This is a genomic window from Corynebacterium sp. MSK218 (assembly GCF_030232655.1).
In the GTDB taxonomy this organism is placed as follows: Bacteria; Actinomycetota; Actinomycetes; order Mycobacteriales; family Mycobacteriaceae; genus Corynebacterium.
Genome location: NZ_JASPGN010000011.1, coordinates 1 through 22,375 on the forward strand (window position 1 = coordinate 1; position 22,375 = coordinate 22,375).

22 protein-coding genes and 1 tRNA gene are annotated in these 22,375 nt (G+C 60.6%); 8 read left to right on the top strand and 15 right to left on the bottom strand.

The genetic code is table 11. The features are described 5' to 3' along the window. The first annotated feature begins 15 nt into the window (after positions 1-15). The 3 genes from QP922_RS09540 to QP922_RS09550 are packed head-to-tail and all read left to right on the top strand — an operon-like array spanning position 16 to position 2,760. A complete protein-coding gene (locus QP922_RS09540; protein WP_284809271.1) occupies positions 16-738 on the top strand; it encodes an IS3 family transposase in 723 nt (240 codons plus the stop codon). Continuing rightward, positions 719-1,162 (top strand): recombinase zinc beta ribbon domain-containing protein, encoded by a 444-nt coding sequence (locus QP922_RS09545; RefSeq protein ID WP_284809168.1) that lies wholly within the window; start codon positions 719-721, stop codon positions 1,160-1,162. The genes QP922_RS09540 and QP922_RS09545 overlap by 20 nt, the downstream gene beginning before the upstream one ends. Before the next feature lie 2 nt (positions 1,163-1,164). Continuing rightward, positions 1,165-2,760 (top strand): recombinase family protein, encoded by a 1,596-nt coding sequence (locus tag QP922_RS09550; protein ID WP_062036122.1) that lies wholly within the window; start codon positions 1,165-1,167, stop codon positions 2,758-2,760. On the opposite strand, the gene QP922_RS09555 is transcribed toward QP922_RS09550, so the two are convergent. The 3 genes from QP922_RS09555 to QP922_RS09565 form a co-directional block, all read right to left on the bottom strand. Next, positions 2,729-3,247 carry a ClbS/DfsB family four-helix bundle protein gene (locus QP922_RS09555; protein ID WP_011273047.1) on the bottom strand — a complete coding sequence of 173 codons (519 nt, stop codon included), beginning with the start codon at positions 3,245-3,247 and terminating at the stop codon, positions 2,729-2,731. The two genes, QP922_RS09550 and QP922_RS09555, sit on opposite strands and share 32 nt — an antisense overlap. Before the next feature lie 189 nt (positions 3,248-3,436). Then, a tRNA-Thr gene (locus tag QP922_RS09560) sits at positions 3,437-3,512 on the bottom strand. Between the two features lie 102 nt (positions 3,513-3,614). After that, on the bottom strand, positions 3,615-4,862 hold the full coding sequence (locus QP922_RS09565; RefSeq protein WP_284809170.1) for a DNA polymerase III subunit delta': 1,248 nt from the start codon (positions 4,860-4,862) through the stop codon (positions 3,615-3,617). Between QP922_RS09565 and QP922_RS09570 the strand changes: the two genes are divergently transcribed. Then, positions 4,861-6,393: an adenylate/guanylate cyclase domain-containing protein gene (locus tag QP922_RS09570; RefSeq protein ID WP_284809171.1), complete on the top strand. Its 1,533-nt coding sequence runs from the start codon at positions 4,861-4,863 to the stop codon at positions 6,391-6,393. The two genes, QP922_RS09565 and QP922_RS09570, sit on opposite strands and share 2 nt — an antisense overlap. A gap of 33 nt (positions 6,394-6,426) precedes the next feature. After that, complete coding sequence (locus tag QP922_RS09575; protein ID WP_284809173.1) at positions 6,427-7,818, top strand: DUF418 domain-containing protein; 1,392 nt, start codon at positions 6,427-6,429, stop codon at positions 7,816-7,818. Positions 7,819-8,351: 533 nt separating this feature from the next. Here QP922_RS09575 and topA read toward each other — a convergent pair. Beyond that, a complete protein-coding gene (gene topA, locus QP922_RS09580; RefSeq protein ID WP_284809174.1) occupies positions 8,352-11,282 on the bottom strand; it encodes a type I DNA topoisomerase in 2,931 nt (976 codons plus the stop codon). A gap of 200 nt (positions 11,283-11,482) precedes the next feature. Between topA and QP922_RS09585 the strand changes: the two genes are divergently transcribed. After that, positions 11,483-12,076 carry a DedA family protein gene (locus QP922_RS09585; protein WP_448313771.1) on the top strand — a complete coding sequence of 198 codons (594 nt, stop codon included), beginning with the start codon at positions 11,483-11,485 and terminating at the stop codon, positions 12,074-12,076. Here QP922_RS09585 and QP922_RS09590 read toward each other — a convergent pair. Continuing rightward, positions 12,073-12,276 carry a cold-shock protein gene (locus tag QP922_RS09590; protein WP_039673371.1) on the bottom strand — a complete coding sequence of 68 codons (204 nt, stop codon included), beginning with the start codon at positions 12,274-12,276 and terminating at the stop codon, positions 12,073-12,075. The two genes, QP922_RS09585 and QP922_RS09590, sit on opposite strands and share 4 nt — an antisense overlap. Before the next feature lie 106 nt (positions 12,277-12,382). Between QP922_RS09590 and QP922_RS09595 the strand changes: the two genes are divergently transcribed. Further along, positions 12,383-14,740, top strand: coding sequence for a DEAD/DEAH box helicase (locus tag QP922_RS09595; RefSeq protein ID WP_284809272.1), 2,358 nt, complete (start codon positions 12,383-12,385; stop codon positions 14,738-14,740). A gap of 35 nt (positions 14,741-14,775) precedes the next feature. Here QP922_RS09595 and QP922_RS09600 read toward each other — a convergent pair whose 3' ends face one another. The 4 genes from QP922_RS09600 to QP922_RS09615 all read right to left on the bottom strand — a co-directional run bounded on the left by QP922_RS09600 (position 14,776) and on the right by QP922_RS09615 (position 16,405). After that, positions 14,776-15,402: a hypothetical protein gene (locus QP922_RS09600; RefSeq protein ID WP_284809176.1), complete on the bottom strand. Its 627-nt coding sequence runs from the start codon at positions 15,400-15,402 to the stop codon at positions 14,776-14,778. Between the two features lie 207 nt (positions 15,403-15,609). Continuing rightward, on the bottom strand, positions 15,610-15,954 hold the full coding sequence (locus QP922_RS09605) for an Rv3654c family TadE-like protein (RefSeq protein WP_284809178.1): 345 nt from the start codon (positions 15,952-15,954) through the stop codon (positions 15,610-15,612). Beyond that, the gene (locus QP922_RS09610) at positions 15,951-16,274 is read right to left on the bottom strand and encodes a hypothetical protein (RefSeq protein WP_284809179.1); all 324 of its coding nucleotides are present in this window, start codon (positions 16,272-16,274) and stop codon (positions 15,951-15,953) included. The genes QP922_RS09605 and QP922_RS09610 overlap by 4 nt, the downstream gene beginning before the upstream one ends. After that, positions 16,274-16,405, bottom strand: a complete 132-nt coding sequence (locus QP922_RS09615) for a DUF4244 domain-containing protein (protein WP_284809180.1) — start codon at positions 16,403-16,405, stop codon at positions 16,274-16,276. Before QP922_RS09615 ends, QP922_RS09610 begins: the two co-directional genes overlap by 1 nt. Before the next feature lie 91 nt (positions 16,406-16,496). On the opposite strand from QP922_RS09615, the gene QP922_RS09620 reads away from it, so the two are divergent. After that, complete coding sequence (locus tag QP922_RS09620; protein WP_284809182.1) at positions 16,497-16,925, top strand: hypothetical protein; 429 nt, start codon at positions 16,497-16,499, stop codon at positions 16,923-16,925. A 485-nt stretch (positions 16,926-17,410) separates the two neighbouring features. Here QP922_RS09620 and QP922_RS09625 read toward each other — a convergent pair whose 3' ends face one another. The 6 genes from QP922_RS09625 to QP922_RS09650 all read right to left on the bottom strand — a co-directional run bounded on the left by QP922_RS09625 (position 17,411) and on the right by QP922_RS09650 (position 22,158). Next, positions 17,411-17,737 (bottom strand): hypothetical protein, encoded by a 327-nt coding sequence (locus tag QP922_RS09625; protein WP_284809183.1) that lies wholly within the window; start codon positions 17,735-17,737, stop codon positions 17,411-17,413. Between the two features lie 3 nt (positions 17,738-17,740). Continuing rightward, the gene (locus QP922_RS09630; protein ID WP_284809185.1) at positions 17,741-18,079 is read right to left on the bottom strand and encodes a hypothetical protein; all 339 of its coding nucleotides are present in this window, start codon (positions 18,077-18,079) and stop codon (positions 17,741-17,743) included. Further along, positions 18,079-18,927, bottom strand: coding sequence for a phage major capsid protein (locus QP922_RS09635; protein WP_284809186.1), 849 nt, complete (start codon positions 18,925-18,927; stop codon positions 18,079-18,081). The genes QP922_RS09630 and QP922_RS09635 overlap by 1 nt, the downstream gene beginning before the upstream one ends. Before the next feature lie 125 nt (positions 18,928-19,052). Continuing rightward, complete coding sequence (locus tag QP922_RS09640) at positions 19,053-19,538, bottom strand: hypothetical protein (RefSeq protein ID WP_284809188.1); 486 nt, start codon at positions 19,536-19,538, stop codon at positions 19,053-19,055. Then, positions 19,538-20,863 carry a phage portal protein gene (locus tag QP922_RS09645; protein ID WP_284809190.1) on the bottom strand — a complete coding sequence of 442 codons (1,326 nt, stop codon included), beginning with the start codon at positions 20,861-20,863 and terminating at the stop codon, positions 19,538-19,540. Before QP922_RS09645 ends, QP922_RS09640 begins: the two co-directional genes overlap by 1 nt. Positions 20,864-20,865: 2 nt before the next feature. Continuing rightward, positions 20,866-22,158, bottom strand: coding sequence for a terminase TerL endonuclease subunit (locus tag QP922_RS09650; protein ID WP_284809192.1), 1,293 nt, complete (start codon positions 22,156-22,158; stop codon positions 20,866-20,868). Between the last annotated feature and the right edge of the window lie 217 nt (positions 22,159-22,375).

The window sequence follows — 22,375 nt, forward strand, 5'->3', positions numbered from 1 at the left end:
GATGTTGACCGAAAGATTCATCAGATTTGGAAAGACTCTGATGAGGTTTATGGTGCTCCGCGGATCACCGCAGAACTTACCGAGCGCTACCGCATTTCGCTTAACCGTAAGACTGTGGCGAAGCGGATGCGCATGATGGGTATTGAAGGGATTTCACCGCGTGCCTTTGTCCCGGTGACAACGATTCAATCCAAGCGTAAGTCAACTCTTCCTGACCTGGTTAAACGCATGTTTGATACTGGTGAGCTCAACCGGGTGTGGATGTCGGATATTACCTACCTGCGCACCGGTGAAGGCTGGTTGTACTTGTGCGCGGTCCGCGACGGCCATTCCCGCAGGGTATTGGGCTGGGCAATGGATAGCGTTCAAGATACATCCCTGGTCGAACGGGCCCTGCGGATGGCGCATACGCTTCGTGGTGACGTTCCTGATGGGCTGGTGTTTCACGCTGACCGTGGAACGCAATTTACCAGTGAGAAGCTCTGGGAGGTGTGCCGCAGCCTGGGCATTGCTCAGTCTGTGGGGCGTACTGGCGTGTGCTTCGATAACGCGATGGCCGAGTCGTTCTGGTCGACGCTTAAAACCGAATTCTATGACCGTAAGCGCTGGGCGACCCGTGATGCCGCACGCAAGGCCGTTGCCTACTGGATTGAAGTCGTCTACAACCGCCTTCATCCCCGCTATCGGCGCCAAACGAGAAGTAAAAAACAATGGCGAGTTGGAGCGCTACTGGGTTGAAGACTCCCATCCCGCCATCATCGACACAGAGACCTTCCAACAAGTACAAACAGAGTTAGCGCGTCGCCACAGGCTTGGTCTTGCTGCCACGCCTTCGCTTGCCACGGGCTGTTTTACTTCCAGGATCAAGTGTGCCTCGTGTGGCAGGAATTATCAGCGTAAAACCCGCTACCGAAAGGCTGGTGCTTACAAGATTTGGCGTTGCTGGGGAGCATGCCTCGGGCAAGGCAATACTTGTGGGCCGGATCTCAAAGAAACCCGACTCAAACAAACAGTAATCAAGATCCTCACGCTGGCTAAGTGGAATGAGGAAGAAATCATGTCCCGCCTATCTTGCATCACGGTCATGAAAGACAAGTTGATCTTCACCCATGACGATCAGCGCCAGACAGTCATTGCGCTGGCCCAGCTGGAAGGAGAATAACAGTGGCTACGGTTACCGCGATACCAGCAACCAAGACACGCATCCACGACAGCGCGCTTTCAGGTTTTAGCTCCAAACGCCGGGTGGCAGCCTACGCAAGGGTGTCCACCGATATGGAAGAACAAGCCACCAGCTATCAAGCCCAAATCGATTACTACACCGTCCACATCCAATCGCGTGCTGATTGGGTGTTTGCTGGCATGTATGCCGACGAAGGCATTAGCGGTACTTCTACCAAACACCGTGAGGGCTTCCAAGCCATGATCGCCGACGCGTTAGCCGGGAAAATTGATCTGATCCTCACCAAGAGTGTCTCGCGGTTTGCTCGTAACACCGTCGACTCCCTGACCACCGTCCGACAGCTAAAAGAAGCCGGTGTGGAGGTGTATTTCGAGAAAGAAAGCATCTGGACCCTTGATTCTAAAGGCGAACTACTCATCACCATCATGAGTAGTCTTGCCCAGGAAGAATCTCGCTCCATATCTGAGAACGTCACCTGGGGACATCGCAGACGCTTCGCTGATGGGAAAGTCATGGTGCCCTACTCCTCGCTACTGGGATATAAGAAAGGCGCTGACGGTAACCTCGCTATTGATGAGACTCAAGCCCCGACCGTGCGCTTGATCTACCAGCTGTTTCTAGACGGCTCATCGATCACCGAAATCCGTGCCGAGCTACAGCGTCGCGGTATTTTGACTCCGCGAGGTAAAACCAACTGGTCCACCTCAACCGTGCGCTCCATCTTGACCAATGAGAAATATAAAGGCGACGCCCTGCTCCAGAAAACGTTCACCGCTGACTTCCTAACCAAACGAATCGAAGTAAACGAGGGCGAAGTCCCGCAATACTACGTCACCGGAAACCACGAGCCGATTATTGATGCGCCCGTCTGGGATCAGGTTCAATACGAGTTGGCCACCCGCCACGCAACCAACAGCTCCAAAATCGGCCTATTTGCCAGCCGACTCAAATGCGCAGATTGCGGATCCTGGTACGGACGCAAAACCTGGGCATCCAACACTAAATACAAGCACACGATCTGGCGGTGCAACCAAAAATACGACCATCCCCGTCCCTGCCAGACCGCTACCTTGCGTGATGAGCAAATCCAGACCGCGTTCCTCGCCGCGCTAAACCAGCTGGCTGAACAATATCGCGGACAAAGCCACCTACCACAGGTCATCGACGCCATGTTTAATACAGACCAGCTCGAAGCGGAGTCCAAGCGCCTAGACGAGAAAATCCGCGCTCTTGCCAGCGAGATTGAATCATTGGTTGCAGAAAATCAGCGGGTAGCGCAAGACCAGGACCAATACCTCGCCCGCTACACCCAGCTAGAAGCGCGATACCAGAAAACCCTGGGCCGCAAACAAGCCATCGAGGCCGAGATTGCTGCCAAGAGTGCCAAGGCCACTGCGATCAAAACCGCCTACACCCAGTTGGCCGACAAGCCCATCCAGCATTTTCAACCATCCCAGTGGACAGCGCTTATCGACCATGCCGTTATCGGAGCCAACGAGATCCAGTTCGTCTTCAGAATCGGCACTGAAATCACCGTGCCTATTGCTAGCAGGCTGCCAGTTTCTTCCACTTCCTGATTTTGGTGCGAAACGTCGTAAATGGCGCGACGGTGTTGATATGCACCCATTTCCACACCGGCCACGCCGACGGGGTGGAAGAAGCCCACGCACGCTGACCCGAACTAAACAATTCTGATTCGGTTAGACCGCCCACCATTTTGACTATCTCACCAAGCAGGATCTTGAACCTGTCGATCAAATCCTCAGTAGATACCTGCTCCCAGCGTTGGTAGAACGATTCATACAATCCGCCCAGTTGATTCCACTTAAAACCAGGTGCCGGAGTCACCACGTCAAGACCGGCTTGTTCGTCACGTTCCCAGCCGAGCAGTAATTCCATCCAGCCAAGCTGGTAGGCGATCATCTGCCGGGGCGTGCGGTCAACACCGTCAACCAGCCGGTCCCAACCATCGCCAGGAACGCCTACGAACTCGCCGATAAAAAGTTCGCCACGCTTAGTAATCTCTGCGGCTAGTTCATCGCCGGACGCATACGATCTCACCACACACCTCCTCGTGAAACGGCCTTAGGTTTAACGCTTCGTTAGCGCGTTAAACCCTGAATACGCATTTTACTAGGGCAAACAAGATACCCGCTAACGCAAAACCCAAACCCGCTAACGCAAGCGATTTTTCACACCCCCTAAGCGATACTCGCTAACGCAAAAGGGTACTTATCAAATCCGACGTCTAAGTGGAGCCGCCTGCGAGAATCGAACTCGCGACCTTCTCATTACGAGTGAGATGCTCTACCGACTGAGCTAAGGCGGCACGATGCAGTGTGTATATGCACCGCCTGAGAGTTTAGCCTAGGCCTGGGCTGATAAAGAAATCGGGCTATCACCTGTAGTGTGCACGCAGCACACGTGCTGGTTAGCGCGCGCCACAGGCCAGGCGCAGGCGGCCCACCATGCCGTCGAAAGCCACTTGCGGCGTGACGTTCTGCGGCAGCTGCTCGCGGCAGGTGCGGATAGCGGACTGGGCGGCCAGCAGGCCGTCTTCGCTCACGCGTTGAGCAAGTTCACCGGCTAGGCCCGCGAAGTCCGGGTGGGTCATCTCCACTTCAGCGCCAACTTTGAGCATGAGCGCATCGCGGTAAATGCCGGCGAGATCCACGAGGGCGATGTCGAGGCCGTCAGCAATGCGGCGCTTAGCGCGCTTCTTGTGGAGATCCTCCAGGTCCTTCAGGGCACTGCGGGCGTCGCGCTGCGCCTTGGCCGCACCCTTGCCCTTGGCACCAACACCGAAGGATTGCTCGATCTTGGAGCGCTCCGCCTCCTCCGCCTCCGCGTGGGAATCCTTGGCGTCCTTCTCAATGAATTTCAGCAGCGCGGTGACAGACTGGAAGGCCTGGGAGCCGTGGAAGACGTCTTCGGCCAGGTTGATGGCCATGGCGCGGCGCTTTTGTGCGGCCGGGTCTTTGACGAGGTGTCGCGCACGCCCCACGTGGCGCAGAGTAGTCACGGCGGCCAGACGCGCGTCGTCCTCGGTAGCGCCTTCGGCGACGAGCTGCTTGACGACGCCCTCCACACTCGGCGCCGGGATATAAAGGTGGCGGCAGCGCGAGCGCAGCGTAACCGAGAAATCCTCCGGGTCCTCTGAAGGGGCCACCATGATGATGACGGTGCGCTCTGGCGGCTCCTCCACGGTCTTGAGCAACGCGTTGGCAGCCTCGTTGCGGAGGCGATCTGCTTTGTTAAAGATGACCACGCGCCACGGCGCCACGCTGGGCAGGCTGGCCGCGCGCCCGATAACCTCACGCGCCTCGCCGACGGTGATGAACTGTTCCTTTGGGTCCACGTAGACCAAGTCGGTGTGCTCGTGATTCTCCAGGACGCTCTGGCAGGACGGGCAGCGCCCGCAGCCCGGGTCGCCGTTCTCATCAGCAGAGGTACACATGAGGGCGGCCGCGAAGCACTGCGCGGCCAGCGAGCGCCCGGCACCGGGAGGGCCTGTAAACAGCCAGGAATGGCTCATCGCGCGCGGGTCGCCCTCGCCCCGCGCCGCGCGGGCAGCGCTGAGGATGGTGTGGGCGACGGAGGGGGCGTCGGCAAGCCTTGTAGCAACGCTGGAGGTGTTCACTCGCTCAAGCCTACTGGGATAACTAAAGTGTGTAACCATGAACAGACTGATGCGTGGCGCCCGCTGGTTGTGGGGCACCCAATGGCCGATGTACGCCGCGCTCGTCTTGGGCGCCAACATCATCGGCGCCATCGCGATTATGACCTTTGTGGTCTTCTTCCTCCCCATGCCGGAGATTTCGGAATTCATCTCCGAAACGCCACACCTGTGGACCTACGGTTCGCTGTTTGTCATCTTCGCCGTCATCATCGGTATTGCGGTCACACTCCGCATCTTCCGGCCAGTGCTTGATTGGCAGCGCAACCCGACGGCCCACGACCCCAACATGGTGCGCAACCTGGTGCTGCGCATCCCCATTTACCAGGCTGGTGTGGCCGCCATGGTGTGGTTGCTCGGCATCCTTCTGGCGGTGGTGCTGGCTGGCCAGCAATCCGCGCGCCTGGGAATCGTGGTAGGAGTGTCCTCCACGTTGGCCGGAGCGCTCGTGGTTCTACTTACCTATCTGCAGGCAGAGCGCCTCGTGCGGCCCGTCGCGGCGGAGGCCGTGGCGCGGCGCTTCGAGGATTCGACCTTGGAGCCGCCGATTAAGTACCGCCTGCTGTCCACGTGGCTCATGACGTCCGGCATCCCGCTCATCGGCATCATCCTGGTCCACGTGGGCCAGAGGATGGGGATGTTCACCGCCGATACCTCCGATATCATTCCCGCCATCATCGCGCTGAGCATTACCGCGTTGGGTACGGGACTAATCGGCACCATGTTCGCGATGATGAGTGTGGTCGACCCCATCCTGGAGCTGCAGGACGCTATTAACCGCGTTCGCCGCGGTGAGACCGATGTCCAGGTGGATATCTACGATGGTTCCGAGCTCGGCGTGCTGCAGGCTGGTTTTAACGAAATGATGCGTGGCCTGCGCGAGCGCCAGCGCGTGCGCGATATTTTCGGCCGCTACGTTGGTACTGAGGTGGCCCAGCGTGCACTGGAGGAACGCCCGGAACTCGGCGGCGAGGACCGCAAGGTTGCAGTGCTGTTTATCGACGTCATCGGGTCCACCACCTTCGCGGTCAACCACACCCCGGAGGAGGTCGTGGAGGAGCTTAACAAGTTCTTCGAGCACGTCGTGGAGGTCGTACACCGCAACAAGGGCATCATCAACAAGTTCCAGGGCGATGCCGCCCTCGCCGTCTTCGGTGCACCACTCACGGTCTATGACGCTAACTCTATGGCGCTACAAGCTGCCCGCGAGCTGCGCCAGGAGCTGCGCGGTCTGCAGCTGCAGGCAGGCATCGGCGTAGCTGCGGGCCACGTGGTGGCCGGCCACATTGGTGGTGCGGACCGCTTTGAGTACACCGTGATTGGTGACGCCGTCAATGAAGCCGCTCGCCTGACCGAACTGGCCAAAGACACCCCGGGCCAGGTGCTCACCAACTCCGCCACGCTGCGCGGAGCTAATGAGGCGGAGCAAGCGCGCTGGACACTCATGAAGTCCATTGAGCTGCGCGGGCGCCGTCGTATGACGCAGCTGGCACGCCCGATTCGCCCGACTCTGGCGGAGCGCGCCCAAGGATAAATAGGCTCTTGTGATTCTGGTAACTTCGAGGCCATGCTCCAACAGCCACACCAGCCCCATCCACCACGCCAGACTTCGAGTCCTCGCCTCCTTGTCCCCGATGTCGCTCGCGGCATGGCCCTGCTGGGCATCGCTCTAGCCAACATCACCACTGGGTGGATCTCCACCAGCGGTGAGGGGCCTGACGCCTACTTTGGCGGTGTCGAGACCCTCGCGGACAAAATCTATGTGGTCTTTGCCGCCATGTTCGTCCACGTGCGTGGCCTGCCGATGTTCTCCACGTTGCTGGGCTTCGGTGTGGGGCTTATCGCGATGAGCTTGTGGCGGCGAGGTTTCCCGCTAGGCCGCGCGCGGACGGTGATTGTGAAGCGCTACGGGTTCTTAGCGCTGTTTGGAGCACTGCACTGTCTTTTCCTGTTTATGGGAGACATCATGATGTTGTACGGAATGATGGGCATTCTCATCGCGCTCGTACTTTCCCTCTCCGATAGAGTCCTCATGATCGTGGCCTATGTGCTCTTCGGGCTCACAGTATTGATCGGTATCGGCATGGGGATTGGTTCCGCGTTCATTGATACCTCGACGGTTGATGTTGGCGCATTCTCCTCCGCACAAAACTACTGGGAGTTGCTGGGCGAACAAGCCTTCATGGTGGTCGCCCAGCTCCTCTCAATGCCCTTCACCGGCTTCATTGTGCTGCCCGTGATGCTCGTCGGCTTCGTATGGGCGCGCCGCGGCACGCTGGCGGGCGGACACCGCCGCGAGCTTTGGATCTGGACGGCGATTACCGCGGCCATCATCCTCTTCATCGGTCTGCCGTGGGGCTTGGCCGCCAGCGGATTCATTGATCCGGCACTGGCGGAGCCTCTCAACGCAGCAAATAGCTTCATCGGTATGCTCACCGGCCCAGGCATCGTGGCGGCGGCGACACTTGCCTTGGAACCCCTGCAGCGTCGTGGTGCGCGCTCATGGTTCCTTTGGCCGTTGATTGCGCTGGGTAAGCGTTCCATGACCGGCTACGTGCTGCAGTCCGTGTTCTTCTTGGCGCTGGTCTACCCCTTCACGCTCAACATTGGACCCGAGTTCAGTGCCGCGGGCCAGGCAGCGCTGGCCGCCGGCGTGTGGCTAGCAACGCTTCTCATCGCCTGCGCGCTTGAGGCCGCAGGCAAGCCTGGTCCTTTCGAGTGGGTCCACCGCCGCTTGTCTTATGGAAAGACGATGCGCCCGGAGTTGGGGGCTGTGCCTAACCCTGTGCCTTCCGCGCCAGGCCATCCACCAGCAGCACCAGGCCTACCGTCTGGGCCGCCGACTGGCCCGCAGCCAGGAGCTTTCCCACAGTCTTTCCCGCAGCAGGGAGCTGCACCGCACGCGTTCGGGCCACCGTCGCAGCCTCAGAGGCCAGAAGAAGATTGGCGCCGTGGCTAATCCCCTGCGTAGATTCGGCAGCACGCAAGGCCGGGTCACCGGCTAGCACGGAGAGCGCAGCCGCCGGGATTCCAGCGACAGCCGTAGCGAGGCGCTCGCTGCGAGTACGAGCTAGCGCGATGCCAGCCGCCCACGCGCCCGTGCGCAAGCTCCAGCCCAACGCATCATTGCGCGCATCGCGCAGCGCCCACGCGAAGGAGGCGTATTGCACACTCACGCACGTCACCCCGAACGTCGTTGGTTTACCGCGCTTGGCGGCTTGGCCTAGAGCAGCTGCCACCAGTCCCACGCGGGTCTCTGGTGAGCAGTCGGGGCGCAAGGCCAAGGCCACAGGGGCTGCAACCGTCGTCGCGGTGCCCAGCGTGCGCCACGTAAACAGGCCCGACCATGCGGCGGTCTCCCCCGCGGCGAGCGCGCCGAGGGTGAAGTGATCGCGGCCAGTAAAGGCTGGGCGCACCGCATGCAGGAGAGCCGCAGTACCTTCCTGGGTACGGTCCAGCATGTCGCGCGCGAAGCTGGTCTTCATGGCCTAGCTACTTCCTGCGCGATCCGGCCTTGACCACGTTCTTCGTGCCCGGGGAGGGCTTCTTCGTAGCCTTCTTAGTCGCCTTGCGCGTCGACTTCTTGGTGGCCTTCTTCGTCGACTTCTTGGTGCTCTTTTTCGTAGCCTTCTTCGTGCCACCGTTGGCGGCTTCCTTGGCGCGGCGCTCGGAGAGGAGTTCGTTCGCGCGGGCGTCGGTAAGCTGCTCCGGATCGTCGCCACGGCGCAGCGAAGCATTCGTGGTGCCGTCGGTGACGTACGGGCCAAAGCGGCCGTCCTTGACCGTCATCGGCTTGCCGGAAACGTCATTGTCACCCAGCTGCTTAATCGGCGGCTGCGCGGCCGCGCGTCCGCGGCGCTTCGGCTCCGCGTAGATGCGGCGCGCCTCATCCAAGGTGATGGAGAAAATCTGATCCTCGTTGGCCAAAGAACGCGAGTCCTTGCCCTTCTTCAGGTACGGGCCATAGCGGCCGTTCTGGGCGGTAATGACCTCACCGTCCACCGGATCCACGCCCACCTCACGCGGCAGGCTCAGCAGTTTAAGGGCTTCCTCAAGGGTGACGCTGGCCGGTTCCATGGAGCTAAACAGAGAGGCCGTGCCCGGCTTGAGTTTTTCCTCGATGTACTCAGCAATGCGCTTTTCCTTCTGCTTCGCCGCAGTCTTGGTCTCCCAGTTCTTCGCGCGCTTGCCCTCGGCAGCACGCTCGGCGTCCTCGGCGGCGCGTTCCTGCTTAACGATCTCCTCGGCTTCAGCCTCGGCCTTCTCGCGCTCATCCTCACGTACCTGCTCGGTGACGTACGGGCCAAAGCGGCCTTCCTTGGCCACGATGGTGCGGCCGTTTTCTGGGTTCTGGCCCAGCTCGCGCCCGCCCTGCGGGGTGGCAAAGAGCTTCTCCGCCAGAGCCTCGTTGAGCTCGTCCGGGGTGACGGTTTCAGACAGGTTGGCGCGCTGGTACTCCACCGTGCCGTCCTCGTTGGTGCCCACGGCACGCTCAATGTAGGGACCGTAGCGGCCCACGCGCACGAAGACATCGCGGCCTTCGGCGTCGGTGTAGAGGCGCAGGGAGTTGACCTGGCGGGCGTCGATAGCCTCCAGGTTGATATCCACCAAGGACTTCAGACCACCATGGCGCGCGATGGACGCAGCCTTCTGCTCACCTGCCTCGGTATTGCCAAAGTAGAAGTTGTTCAGCCACTCAGTGCCGTTCTCACGGCCGGCGGCAATGGAGTCCAGCTCGTCCTCCATGGAGGAGGTGAAATCATAGTCCACCAGCTCGGTGAAGTTGTTCTCCAGCAAGCCCACCACAGCGAAGGCGACCCACGAGGGCACCAGCGCATTTCCGCGGGAGAGCACGTAGCCGCGGTCCTGGATGGTTTTGATGATGGAGGCGTACGTCGATGGGCGGCCGATGCCCAAATCTTCCATCTTCTTCACCAGGCTGGCTTCGGTATAGCGCGCCGGCGGGTTGGTGGAGTGTCCGTCGGCAGTAACCGCGGACGCCGTGAGCGTATCGCCCTCGTTAAGGTGCGGCAGGCGGGACTCCTCGTTCGAGCCCTTCGCCGCAACGTCTTCATAGGCCTTGAGGAAGCCAGGGAAGGTAATCGTGCGGCCGGTAGCGGAGAAGTCCACGTCGTGGCCATCGGCAGACGCCTGCACGGTGACCTTCATGGACGTGCCCTTGGCATCAGCCATCTGAGAGGCCACGGTGCGCTTCCAAATCAGCTCGTAGAGCTTGTACTCCTCGGCGTCGAGCTGGCCTGCCAACTGGCCCGGGGTGGCAAAACGCTCACCCGCAGGGCGGATGGCCTCGTGGGCCTCCTGGGAGTTCTTGACCTTGCGGTCGTAGGTACGCGGGCCATCCGCCACGAACTCGGCGCCGAAAATGGACGTTGCCGCCTCACGGGCAGCACCCAGGCCCTGCTTGGACAGGGAGGTCGAGTCGGTACGCATATAGGTAATGTGACCGTTCTCGTAGAGGCGCTGCGCAATGCGCATCGTGCGCTCCGAGGTGTAGTGCAGGCGCCGACCAGCCTCCTGCTGCAGAGTCGAGGTCATAAACGGTGCGGAAGGTTTGCGCGAATACGGCTTGTGCTCGACGCTGGCCACCGTCATGGTGGAGCCTTCCAGCGCGCTGGCCAGCTGCTCCGCTTGGGCCTGCTTGACGACGACCACCTCGTCACCCTTCAGCTGACCCTTATCGTTGAAGTCACGGCCAGCGGCGACACGTTTGCCGTCGAGAGCACTCAGACGGGCATCGAAGTCCGGCGTGGATTTCAGCGTTGCTGTGAGATCCCAGTATTCGGCCGGGATGAACGCCATGCGCTCGCGTTCGCGCTCGACGATGACGCGGGTTGCTACCGACTGCACGCGGCCAGCCGACAGACGCGGCATGACCTTCTTCCACAGCACCGGGGAGACCTCGTAGCCGTAGAGGCGGTCGAGGATGCGGCGGGTCTCCTGGGCGTCGATAAGATCGGCGTCGAGCTCACGGGTGTTCTCCGCGGCGTCCAGGATGGCGGACTTGGTGATCTCGTTGAAGACCATGCGGCGCACCGGCACCTTGGGCTTGAGCACTTCCAGCAGGTGCCAGGCAATGGCTTCGCCTTCGCGGTCGGGGTCTGTTGCGAGGTAGAGCTGATCGCACTGCTTCAGCTTGGCTTTGAGGTCAGCAACCTTCTTCTTTTTGTCCTGGCTGATGACATACAGCGGGGTGAAGTTATCCTCCGGGTTCACACCGAGGCGCGCCCAGGATTCCTTCTTGTACTTAGCGGGGACGTCGGCAGCGCCACGCGGAAGGTCACGGATGTGACCGACGGAGGCCTCAACGATGTACTTATCGCCGAGGTAAGGCTGAATCTTCTTCGCCTTGGTTGCTGACTCGACGATGACCAGGGTCTTCCCCGGGCCGGTACCTTCTGCCACTTCTGCTTCATCCCTTCCGATGGCTAACCCTCTGCTGGGCAATTGCCCCTAGCGTACACAGATAAAGGCTCACTGTAGTTATTGAGGCCACTGTGCGTCCACACGTGAGGGGTCTATACTTGCCGTCTGAGAAAGGCCCCTACAGCGTGACGCAGGGAGAAGACGTGATTGCTTCTATTACCGCATGGTTCGAGGTCATCATGGCCACCCAGTGGATTTATCCGCTGGTGGGCACCCTGATTTTCTTCGACTGCTTCTTCCCTGTGCTGCCCTCGGAAATCCCCCTCAACATGGTGGGCGCCTGGTCTGGCTCGCAAGGTTTCCCGCACCTGCCCACGATGTTTTTCACTGCCATGGTGGCTGCCATCCTGGGCGATAACTTGTGTTTCCTTTTGGGCACGCGGCTTATTGCCCTTATTAATAGAGCCCAAAAAGGCACCAAGGCTTACGACGCCTTGACCTGGGTCAAGCGCAACATCCGGCGCAGCGGCGGCGCGGCCATCATCATTGCGCGTTTTATCCCCTCGGCCCGCCTGTTCATGACGATCCTGCTGGGCTCGATGCGCTATCCGTGGCCGTTGTTTTTCTTCTTCGACACCATCGGTGTTTTGATGTGGGTAGCTCAAGCACTAGCCATTGGTTACCTGGGTGGTGTGGCTTTTTCGGGCTCGCCGGCCATCGCCATGATTATTTCCATCATCGCCGCGGTCATTATTGGCTTTGGCCTGCAAAAAGGCCAGAACAAGCTCATGGAATGGTGGGATACTCGCCGCGGCTATGCGGAAACTCCCTAGACCGTCTCGACGTGGGTGGCCTGTGGGCCTTTGGGGCCGTCGCTGACCTCAAAGGAAACACGCTGGTTATCTTCTAGAGTGCGGAAACCCGTGCCCTGGATTTCGGTGTAGTGCACGAAGAGATCGCCCGATCCGTCCTCCTGCTCGATAAATCCATAACCTTTTTCGGCGTTGAAGAACTTGACGGTACCGTATGCCATGAAGAGTTGTCCTTTGCGGATATACAATGCTCAATCTGTTGCACTAGTGTGCCATGTTTTGGGAATGCGTGGCTGAAATGTGGAGGCGAGCGTGAGTGAAAACCCTATGGGCGAGGAGCTCGTCGAGCTTCTTGTCGAGCGCTTCGCCGAATCTGAGCTGACGCACTCCACGACCCTACCGGCCCAGCCTGCCCAGTATGCGCCGTGGCCTGAGTGGATCCTGCCGGAGTTGCGGGCGGCGTTGGAGGAACAGGGCGTCGCCAAGCTCTATGCTCACCAAGTCGCGGTGGCGGAGGCCGCGTGGTCTGGTCAGGACGTGGTGGTGGCAACGGGGACGAGTTCGGGAAAATCCCTAGGCTATCGCCTGCCCATTCTTACCCGCCTGGCGCAGGACCCTACTGCCTGCGCGCTGTATATCACGCCGACGAAAGCGCTGGGTTCGGACCAATTGCGTGCGGTCCTGGAGCTCACGCAGGGTATCGCCGCGCTTCACGACGTCCACCCCGCCCCCTACGACGGCGATACCCCCACCGAAGCACGCGCCGGCATCCGTGACCACGCGCGATTCATTTTCTCTAACCCGGACATGATTCATTCTTCCCTGTTGGGCGCGCATCAACGCTGGGCGCGCGTGCTGCGGCATTTAAGGTTCATCGTCATCGATGAAGCACATGCGTATCGCGGCGTGTTTGGGGCGAACGTGGCACTGGTCGTGCGACGGCTTATGCGCCTGTGCGCGCATTATGGTTCGCGGCCTGTGATTATTGCTGCCTCGGCCACCATGCGGGATCCCGCCGCCCACGCGCTGCGGCTGACGGGGCGGGAGATGCGTGCTGTGACCGAGGACGGCGCGCCGACGGGCGCGCGGACCGTGGCCTTGTGGGAGCCCGGGTTTATGGAGGGCATCGAGGGGCAAAACGGCGCGCCGGTGCGTCGTGCCGCCACCACGGAAGCGGCCTGGATGATGGCTGCGCTGGTGGCGCAGGGAGCGCGAACGTTGACGTTTGTGCGCTCGCGACGTGCCGCGGAAACCACGGCATTGCGCGCAGCGGAGGAGCTTTCTGGCCGGTTGGGCCGTCCGGATTTCGCTCGGCGCATTGCCGCCTACCGTGCTGGCTACCTAGCCGAAGACCGCCGCGCGCTGGAGCAAGCCCTCGACGACGGCTCCTTACTTGGTGTGGCCACGACATCTGCGCTGGAGCTTGGCATCGACGTCGGCGGGCTTGATGCCGTAGTCACGGCTGGCTTCCCCGGTACGGTGGCGAGCTTTTGGCAACAGGCTGGCCGCGCGGGCCGCCGCGGCCAAGGCTCACTCGTCGTACTCGTCGCCCGCGATGAGCCGATGGACACCTACCTCGTGCATCACCCAGAAGCCCTGTTGGGACGGCCAGTCGAAGCGAGCGTGTTTAACCCGGCTAACCCCTATATCCTGGGCGGACATGTCTATTGCGCGGCGGTGGAAAAGCCCCTATCCGATGCCGACGTTGCCGCTTTCCAGGTTGAAGCCGTGGTCGAGGACCTAGCCCAGCAGGGTTTGCTGCGCCGCCGCCCCCAAGGCTGGTTCGCCGCTCCCCTACCTGCCGGCTCGGCAGACCTTACCCCGGAGACTGCCCACGCGGCTGTCTCCCTGCGCGGCGGCTCGGGCGACGACGTCATGATTGTCGATGCCTCCGATGGCCGCCTCCTCGGCACTATCGACGCCGCCCGCGCCGTGAGCCAGGTGCATCCCGGCGCGGTCTACCTGCATCGCGGTGAGAGCTTCGTCATCGAGGACCTGCAGCTGGGCGGTGCTGATGACGCGGCGCCTGGCGAACCGGGCGTGGCCCTGGCCGTGCCGAAGACACCGGACTACACCACCCAGCCGAAGTCCACGACGGATATCCGTATTCTCCGCGAAGCCGACGAGTTGGTGAATTACGCGCCGGGCCTGTGGGTAGCAAGCCTGGAGGTCGAGGTAACCGATAAGGTCACCGGCTACCAGGTCCGACTTCCCGATGGCTCCGTGGGCGACGAGGTGCCCCTCGACCTTCCGGAGCAGCGCCTGGTGACCCGCGCGGTAGCCTACACCATCGATCCGCTGGCACTCGCAGCGATGGGAGTCACCGCGGGGCGAACACCGGGCACTCTGCATGCAGCCGAGCATGCCGCCATTGGTTTGCTGCCGCTCATTGCCACGTGTGACCGCTGGGATATTGGCGGCGTGTCCACCGCACAACATGCGGATACGGGCCTGCCCACAGTTTTCGTCTACGACGGCCACCCCGGCGGTGCCGGCTTCGCTGAGGAAGGATTCCGCCGCTTCCCCGAGTGGATCGAGGCCACCTTTGAGGCCGTGCGTTCCTGTCCCTGCGAGTCCGGCTGCCCGTCCTGCGTGCAGTCCCCCAAGTGCGGCAACGGCAACAACCCGCTGGATAAGGCAGGTGCTGTCGCACTCCTGGGCGCACTAGTCACGATGACGTCGTAGATAAAATTCCTACTTCTAAAATCATTGTGATGCTCTCACCCCATAAGAACCGAAGTGATGTAGATGTAATTGTCATCGCGCGTAACAACGATCCCGTATTTAAGGGCGGGCGAATTTTGCGCAGTAATATCATCGATTGATCCATCAGCTTCAGCCATGTCTAGAAGCGAATACCGAACGCGCGACACAACAGTGAATCCCCCATTTTTGTACTCAATGATCTCGCCCTTCCATTTATCCCCAACGGACAATGTCAACTCTGGCGTTCTTGTATGTTCACGAAGCGCAACGCTCTTGACTCGATTGCTTGCGGTAGCGCCACTGCGTTCCATAAAGGAGTTTTGTTGACGATCAACCTCGCTTACGAGGCGATCCAATGCAGTGTCAGATAGTCCAAGCCGCTCCTTAAACGTCGGATTCACTCCGAAATTCTTCTCCGCGATCATTCGGGATTCTTCGAGGGAGATTCCTGGTTCCTGCCCTGGGGTAGACGGACGGGCTGGGGAAGAAATATTCGTACCAGAGTTGTCCGAACCAGCCCCCTTGCTACTTCCAGTTGTCACGCCAACGAGGGCACCAACAACAGCGATAGCTGCCAGAATCGCTCCGACTATTTGTTGCATACCGACACGGCCGAGGCCGGGGATCTCAATGCTGGGCATTGCTTAGACCTTTCGAGAGAAAAGAGAATGAGAGACTCTTTAAGTATTTACTCTCAATATAGGCCTGTCAATCGCTTTAACCAGCATAAATAGTGAATTCTGTTACGGAATGCACTCACGTGGACGTAACTCGTTGTTCCACTGGTACCTGTAGCAACGAAACCCCACGCGAGTGCATTTCCCCAACTCTAAATGCGCGGAATCTTCTTAAATCGGGCCGGCGCGGGCGATGGCACTGCGTCCACGTATCAGCGCGGTGACTTCAACGTCGCGGTCATCAACGGCACAGGAGTCAAGGCGCGCATTGTTTAAAGCGGCAACCTCCTCAGCTTTCGAGCAGGCGTCCCTGCCCTTAGCCAGATCCCAGGCCCCGGCCACGGCGGCAAGATCGGCCGCTACCTGCGCTGCGTGGCGTGCAGCAACGGCAGAACCAACTGCTGCTACGGCCAACAGCAGCGAGGCGACAGCGGCGATGATCCCGGCGGTGACGACGGTGGCATAGCCGTCGTCACCGGCCAGAGTTCGCCCCCAGCTGTGTTGACGACGCCTCACGGTCGCGCTCCTGAGTCTCTACCAGCTCCGATCTCCGCAGGAAAGACCGCCTGCGCGCGCATGGTTCCCAAAGGTGCTGGGACGGCGGCTTCCGCAGTAACAAGGCCGGAGGATTCAGTAATGGCGACCGCAACTCCCTCGCGCTGGTAGTCCACCCCAATTGCAGCGGATCGCGCAGCAGCACCCGCCGCATCAACGGCAGCGAGGTGGGCAGACAGCGTCGCTATACCGCCCACGATTCCCGCGGCCACGATGACCAGGGAGGCGAGCGCGAGGGCGGCCTCGATGGTGACCGAGCCGGCGTCGTCAAGCACCTGCATTAGACCGGAGTATTGGAGAGCGCGTCGGTGATGATGGACGTGATAGCACTGCTGACTTGGCCGCCGTTAATCACGGCGTAGAGCACCGCGGCAAGGGCTGCTGCTGCGAGCGACCCCATGGCGTATTCCACCTATTAATAGACATGCCTTAAAAAAATAGCGGCCTCACGCTAGGTGTTCCCGCACCTAGGGGGCCTAAACACAACGGAAGCGACTTTCCGCATGTCTGCGAATCACTCTACCCCATTCAACTCGTCGAGCGCACGTTTCGCGTGCGCCCTCCTTGCTGCCGTAATCCAGCGCCACAGCAACGAGGTCTATCACGACCTCGACGAGGACACGATCGACCCCTTCGACCTCACTGTCTCCAACGTCGACACACTCATTGAGCGCCTGGGCCTCGACGCCTCCCTCGTCTTCGAGCTAGCAACCCCCAACGAGGTCGAGCAGCCGCCCCGCGTCGTGCTGCACACCAACGAGGGCAACTACAGCGGCGTTGACGTGCTCGACGCCGCGCGCGCCGCGTATGGCGACGACGTTACCGCTCGACGAGCCGGCCGTGATGACGAGCATTGGGGGACTATTTCGCGGGTGATTGCCCCGCGCCAGTACGTCGACCTCGTGACGATCCTTCACGTCGAATACCTCTAGCCGGGTGTCCTTCCACCGCGCACGACGAGCATGTCGTGTGCCTTGGGTGGGGCACCCGCTTTAAGGGACGTTCCAAACACTATCCACCGTCGACCGATCCCCGGCTTTACACGTGAGTACCGGGCTACCAACAACCGCGGGGACGTAAATGAGCTTCAACGCATGAAAGAAACCTAACAGCGTCCCGTTAGGTTCACCTCCACTCGTCTGATCAGCTTGTGGTGGTGCATAACTGATAGCCGCGCGTGCCAGGGAGCACGCGGGGCTATCAGTCGTGGGGTGACAACGGAAGCGGCACAATGGGAGGTCATGGCCTGGGAGGTCACCAACAAGCCCACTAGTGCGCGTAGCGCTCGTTTGTGTGGCGCCCCCGCCCCACCTATGGGAGACTACCTGTAGCCGTTCACCAACCCCCCGTGTGAGCGGCTAGGCCCGGCGCTGTGCGGCAATCCCCCCCCGAATGCCCCCGCTGGGCCGTCCCTATCTTAGAGTGCTCGTTTGCGGTAGCGGTTGAGCACGGCCTGCTCTGCCAGGGTGAAGCCCTCGAAACCTGACTGTTTGGACACACTGACTGCACCGGCCTGCACGCGGGTGTTGATGCCTCCGGGGTTGGCGAGCATGCGCGCGGCGACGTTGAGGACGACGCCGCGCACGCCGGGGCGGTAGTCGCCGGTTGGTGTGAGGTGGCGGCCGCGGGTGTAGGCCTCGACGAAACCCTCGGCGGCGTCGAGGGCGTGACGAGCAGCACCGGGTGGGGTGAGCCCGTCCTGTATTGGTGGGGCGTAGTTGAGCAGGTCGTCAACGGTGAGCATGGTTTACCCCTCGTATAGCTTGAGGTTGATTTCTGTGTGTCGCAACGGCGCGCCCCACTGGGAGGGGCGGCCGTCGACTTCAAGGTCTCCGTCGATACCGTCGACGCGTAGGCGGGCGTCGGCACCAACGTTGAGGGTGTGGCCGGGTGCGGTGACGAGGCGCCACTGCGTTTCAACCGACGAGCGTATTCCGGTCCATGGCTCGTCACTGGTGACCGGCTGTACAGATACAGGGGCGTCAACAGGGACGAGGGTGGGGTTAGTCCAGTCCTTGACAAGCTCCGTTGAATAAGGGGACTTGACGAGGCGTGGTTTAACGATGAATACGCGGTCAGTGAACATTAGGCCTCGCTTCCACTTCCACCCTTCAGCAGGATGACGGACTCGGGGCGAATGAGACCAAGGTCGAAACGAGTGGTTACGCGGATACCTACCTGGTCATATTCGGCGTAGCGTTCGGTGAGGATCGTTACCGTGGGGTTGGTGTCGCGCACGACGGCAACGTCATTCATGTTGGCCAGAACGCCCTGCCCCGGCTTCAGTTTGTTGGTGACGGTGACGGGGATGTCGAACAGTCGGAACGGGGCGGAACCGTCCACGCCGTTCTGCATGACGTAGCGGCCGTTCTTGTCCTTCAGCTTGCGCAGGGCGTAGAAGTCGGTGCCGTTGAGGATAAAGCGGTTCGGGGTGACTTCCTTCGATGCGGCCAGGGCCAGGGCGTCGAGGAACGGGTCGGTGTCCGTCGTTGAGATAGGGGCGGTTTCCAGGCCCTTTTGGTTGAGCAGGCCAGTGATGGTGTCGTCGGCACCGTCGCCGGTGAGCAGGGCAGTATCCAGGGTGTCGGCTACGCGCTTGACGAGGCGTGCCTGTAGAGCGCCGGTCACGCCGCGCTTTGCGGCGCGAATGAGCTCGTTGGAAATACGCTCGATTGCCTTCAAGGACTTGCGAGATGACGGCATGAGCTCGATTTCTCCGAACTGAGTTTTGCCGTCGTCTGGAATTTTCTCGTTTTCACCTACCCACGTAACCGGGCCCTCTGATTCGATGGTGGGGATACGGAGTGGTTCAGCGGAGTTGAAAATTCGGGGGCCGGACTTCAGCAGAACGGATTCCGCTTCGAGCGGTTCGACGAGGATAGCGGAGAGCTGTTCCTGAATGAGTGAATGGGCGCTAGTGGTATCAGTAGACATAAGAAATCCCCAATGGATAGAACGGAAATGAATGGTCGTTTCGGTTCAGTCCATCGGGGACGTTTTCACCACGAGCAGGCACCGGGCCGCTCATGGCCCAACACTAGCATAGTTAGTCACAGTGACTATTTGCCTTGGACTCCTCGGATGATTTCAATGAGGTCGGTATTCACCTTAGGTGTGTCGCCACGTGTACCGGCTCCTACGTCGTTGCCGTACTGTCGCGCACGCAACCCCGGTTTACGGTCAACGAGGTCACCAATCGCCGCGGTGAGCGCGTCAGCGTCGTCGAGGTGTGCCGCGTCAAACGGGAGGTCGTCCGGATCGGCTAGGCGGCCGTCGGCGCGGACGAGTGCAGTGTGCAGGCGCCGGGCGTAGTCGTCGCGGGTTGCGGCGACCTCGTCGCGGTCTTTTGCGCGGGCGCGGTAGTCAGCGTTTTCGCGGCGTAGTTTCTCCACGTAGGCACGATCGAACGTGTCGGCCTTCCCGTCGTCGTTGGTGGTCTCGTTGTTGGTGTCGTTATCGGCCGGGGCGTCAACGACGTCGTCGCCGGTGTCGACGACCTCGTCGACAACATCGTTGGTGGTCTCGTTGGTGTTGTTGGTTTCCATTACAGTTCCTTTCCAGTGCCCAACATGTCGCGGGCCTCGTCGGTAGTGGTGATAGCAGCGCCGGTGAGCTTCGCGGCGGCGTCAGCGTCCTGAGCATGCGAACGTGTCGCGGTATCTGCCCACTTCACGTCGACGGTGACCTCGTCGGGGGTCACGCCGGCGTCAACAGCAACGAGCAGGCGTAAAGCCCACTCGACGGGGCGGTTGACGACGCGGATACGGCTCGACGCTTTATCTGCGAGGGCAATTTCGGATGCGCGTAGAGCTTCAGCGGTCGAGGGGTTAGCGGTGGTGATACCCACCATGTGCGCCGGTAGCGCGGTAATCGCCATGATTTGCTGAATGATCAGATCCACCGCTGTGCGATAGCCGTTGAGATCCGCGCCTGCGAGTTGACCAAACTTTGCTTCAGCCTGCTCTGTGATCCACATGTCGTCTGAATCCTTAAACGGTGCCTGCACGTGCTCGTCGTCAACGTCGTCGGCGCTGTCGGCGCCGGCGTCGTTGTCGACCGGGTCGTCGGCGTTGAATCCCTCGTCATACTCGTCATACTCGTCGGCTGTCCACGCGGTGTCCTTGTCGTCCAGCTCGACGCCGGTGGCATACCGCTTAGGACGAGCCACCGCCTCGGAAGCGGTGAGCATGTCGACCATGATTTTGTTCAGCGCGTCAACGAGCGGGGCCAGGTCGTCGACGACGGAATAGCCCACGTCGTCGTGAATCCGCTCCACGTTGACCAATGGCACGACGGGGACAACACCTAACGGGTTGTCGACGACCTCGACGACCTTCAGTTCAGTTTCGACAATGTCGCGGCGTAGGTGGATCACCTTGTACGGCAGGTACTTAATCACGTGCTCGGAAATCAGGCGCCCCATCTCGTCGTGCACTTCCCACCGCTTAACCGCGGCGGTCACTGCACGGGTGACCGGGTGACGCTCGACGATAACCTGCTCGGCGGACTCCCCCGTGACAACGGGGCGGCCAGTGAGATCCGTCCACACAATGAGGTAAGCGCTACCCACTGCGAGCATGTCGACGAGGATCGACTGTAGCGTCATGGGGAAATCTGAATCACGGACGAGGCGACGAGCCCGCTCCGTTACGTCACGGCCCTTTACCGTGGCCGTGACGTCGTGAATGCGCATGCGCTCTGCCAGGGCGTTAACGGCTACCTTAGCCAGGTTTGCGCGGTACCCCATCACGGCCGGATCAACCTTTGAGACGGTGTAACGCAATGGTTGTTTGCCGCGGTAGTGCATATCGCGGATATGGATCGTTGGTTGAACCTGGTCGAGTCGAGCTAGTAGGGACTGAGTGGACATGGCTACCTCCTGTAGCTTCGTGTTTTCTTACGGTGCCGTTTCCCGCCTAACCAATCCGCACGCGAATACGCCATCACGGCGGCAACGGCGGCGTCGATATGTTCCTTTTTCGATGGTTTAGCCAGCTTCATACCGCGGCCTGAATCTTCAATCTGTGCGGCGAAAATATGGCGGTTGAGCTCAACGTCGTCGGCATGAGTGAGACGACCGTCGAGCACCGCGCCACGAAAATCTGCCAGCGCCGGCGACATACGCCCCGCGTTCTGCGAGAACTTCGTGACCTTTAACCCCTCGTCGGCAAGCACCTGTAGGGTGCGCTGCCACGCAAACGGATCGGCGGTGAACTCCCGCACGTTGTAATCGCGCGCCAGCTCCAGGACACGGGCCTCAACTTCAGCGTGGGAGACCTCAAAATCTGGGTCGTGGTCACCAAACCAAAAACCCACAATCTCTAGGTGCGGTTTCGTTGAAACAGACGCCATGACGAGCACCGTGGCGTCCCACCGTTGCGAGCCGTCGAGGGCTAGCACCACCGGCGTGCCCTTCGGGATACGCACGCCGGGGCGCGCCTGTTTCTTCCACGCTTCAGCAGGCAGAAACGACTCCCCTGACTGATTAAGCCATTGACCTAGACGAGCACGCCTAAACTCTGACTCCCTCGTCTTAGGTGGAAGCATGGCGCGCACAGTATCAGCGTCGAGCCAATCGTCGAGCGCGGGGTTCGCCACCCTCCACGCCTCCACGTCGTCGACCGGGGCGTCGACCGGGGCACTGTACTCGACGAGGTGGACCGCCTCGTCACCCGCGCGCCCCGTCACGACGAGATCCCACAACGGGGCCTTATCCTTCCAACGAGGTGTTGACGGGGTACCAATCGCCACAACCTTCGAGCCCGGCCGCTTACCTGTCGACAACAGTGCCGCCTCGTACACCTCACGTTCTGTAAAGCCAATCTCGTCGATAATGGCCAGCGTGAGGTCTTCACCTTCGACGGCGGTCTGCTCTGAAGCCACCGCCTTCAGTTCGGAATCACTACCGGGGACATAGATACGATCCTTGTACACCTGACAACGGTCGAGCAGGTCGTCGTTGAGCTCCACCATGCGCCGCGCTGTAGCCAACAAACGGCGGGCGGATAGGTCATTCTGTGCCACGACGAGCACACGCGCACCCTCCCCAAACGTAAACAAATGGTGAAGTGCTACCGCGGCAACAAGACCCGATTTACCGTTACCGCGCGGCAATACCCACACGTGAGTGTGTGCACCGCCCGGCCGGTACAGTTCAGCGCACATGTCCAACTGCCAGGGCCGCGGTCTAAACGCGGCACGGGCTCCTACACCCCGTGGTGTCTTCAGAAACTTTTTGCAGAACATGCGAAAGTGGTCAACACCTTTAGAGCGCGGGTGCCAGTCCAGCGGTTCTTTGATCGCGGCTGGTTTAGGGCCTGCTTTCATTGTTCATCACCTCCCTAATCTCATTCTATGGGATTTCCTGTCTCAAATAGTGAGA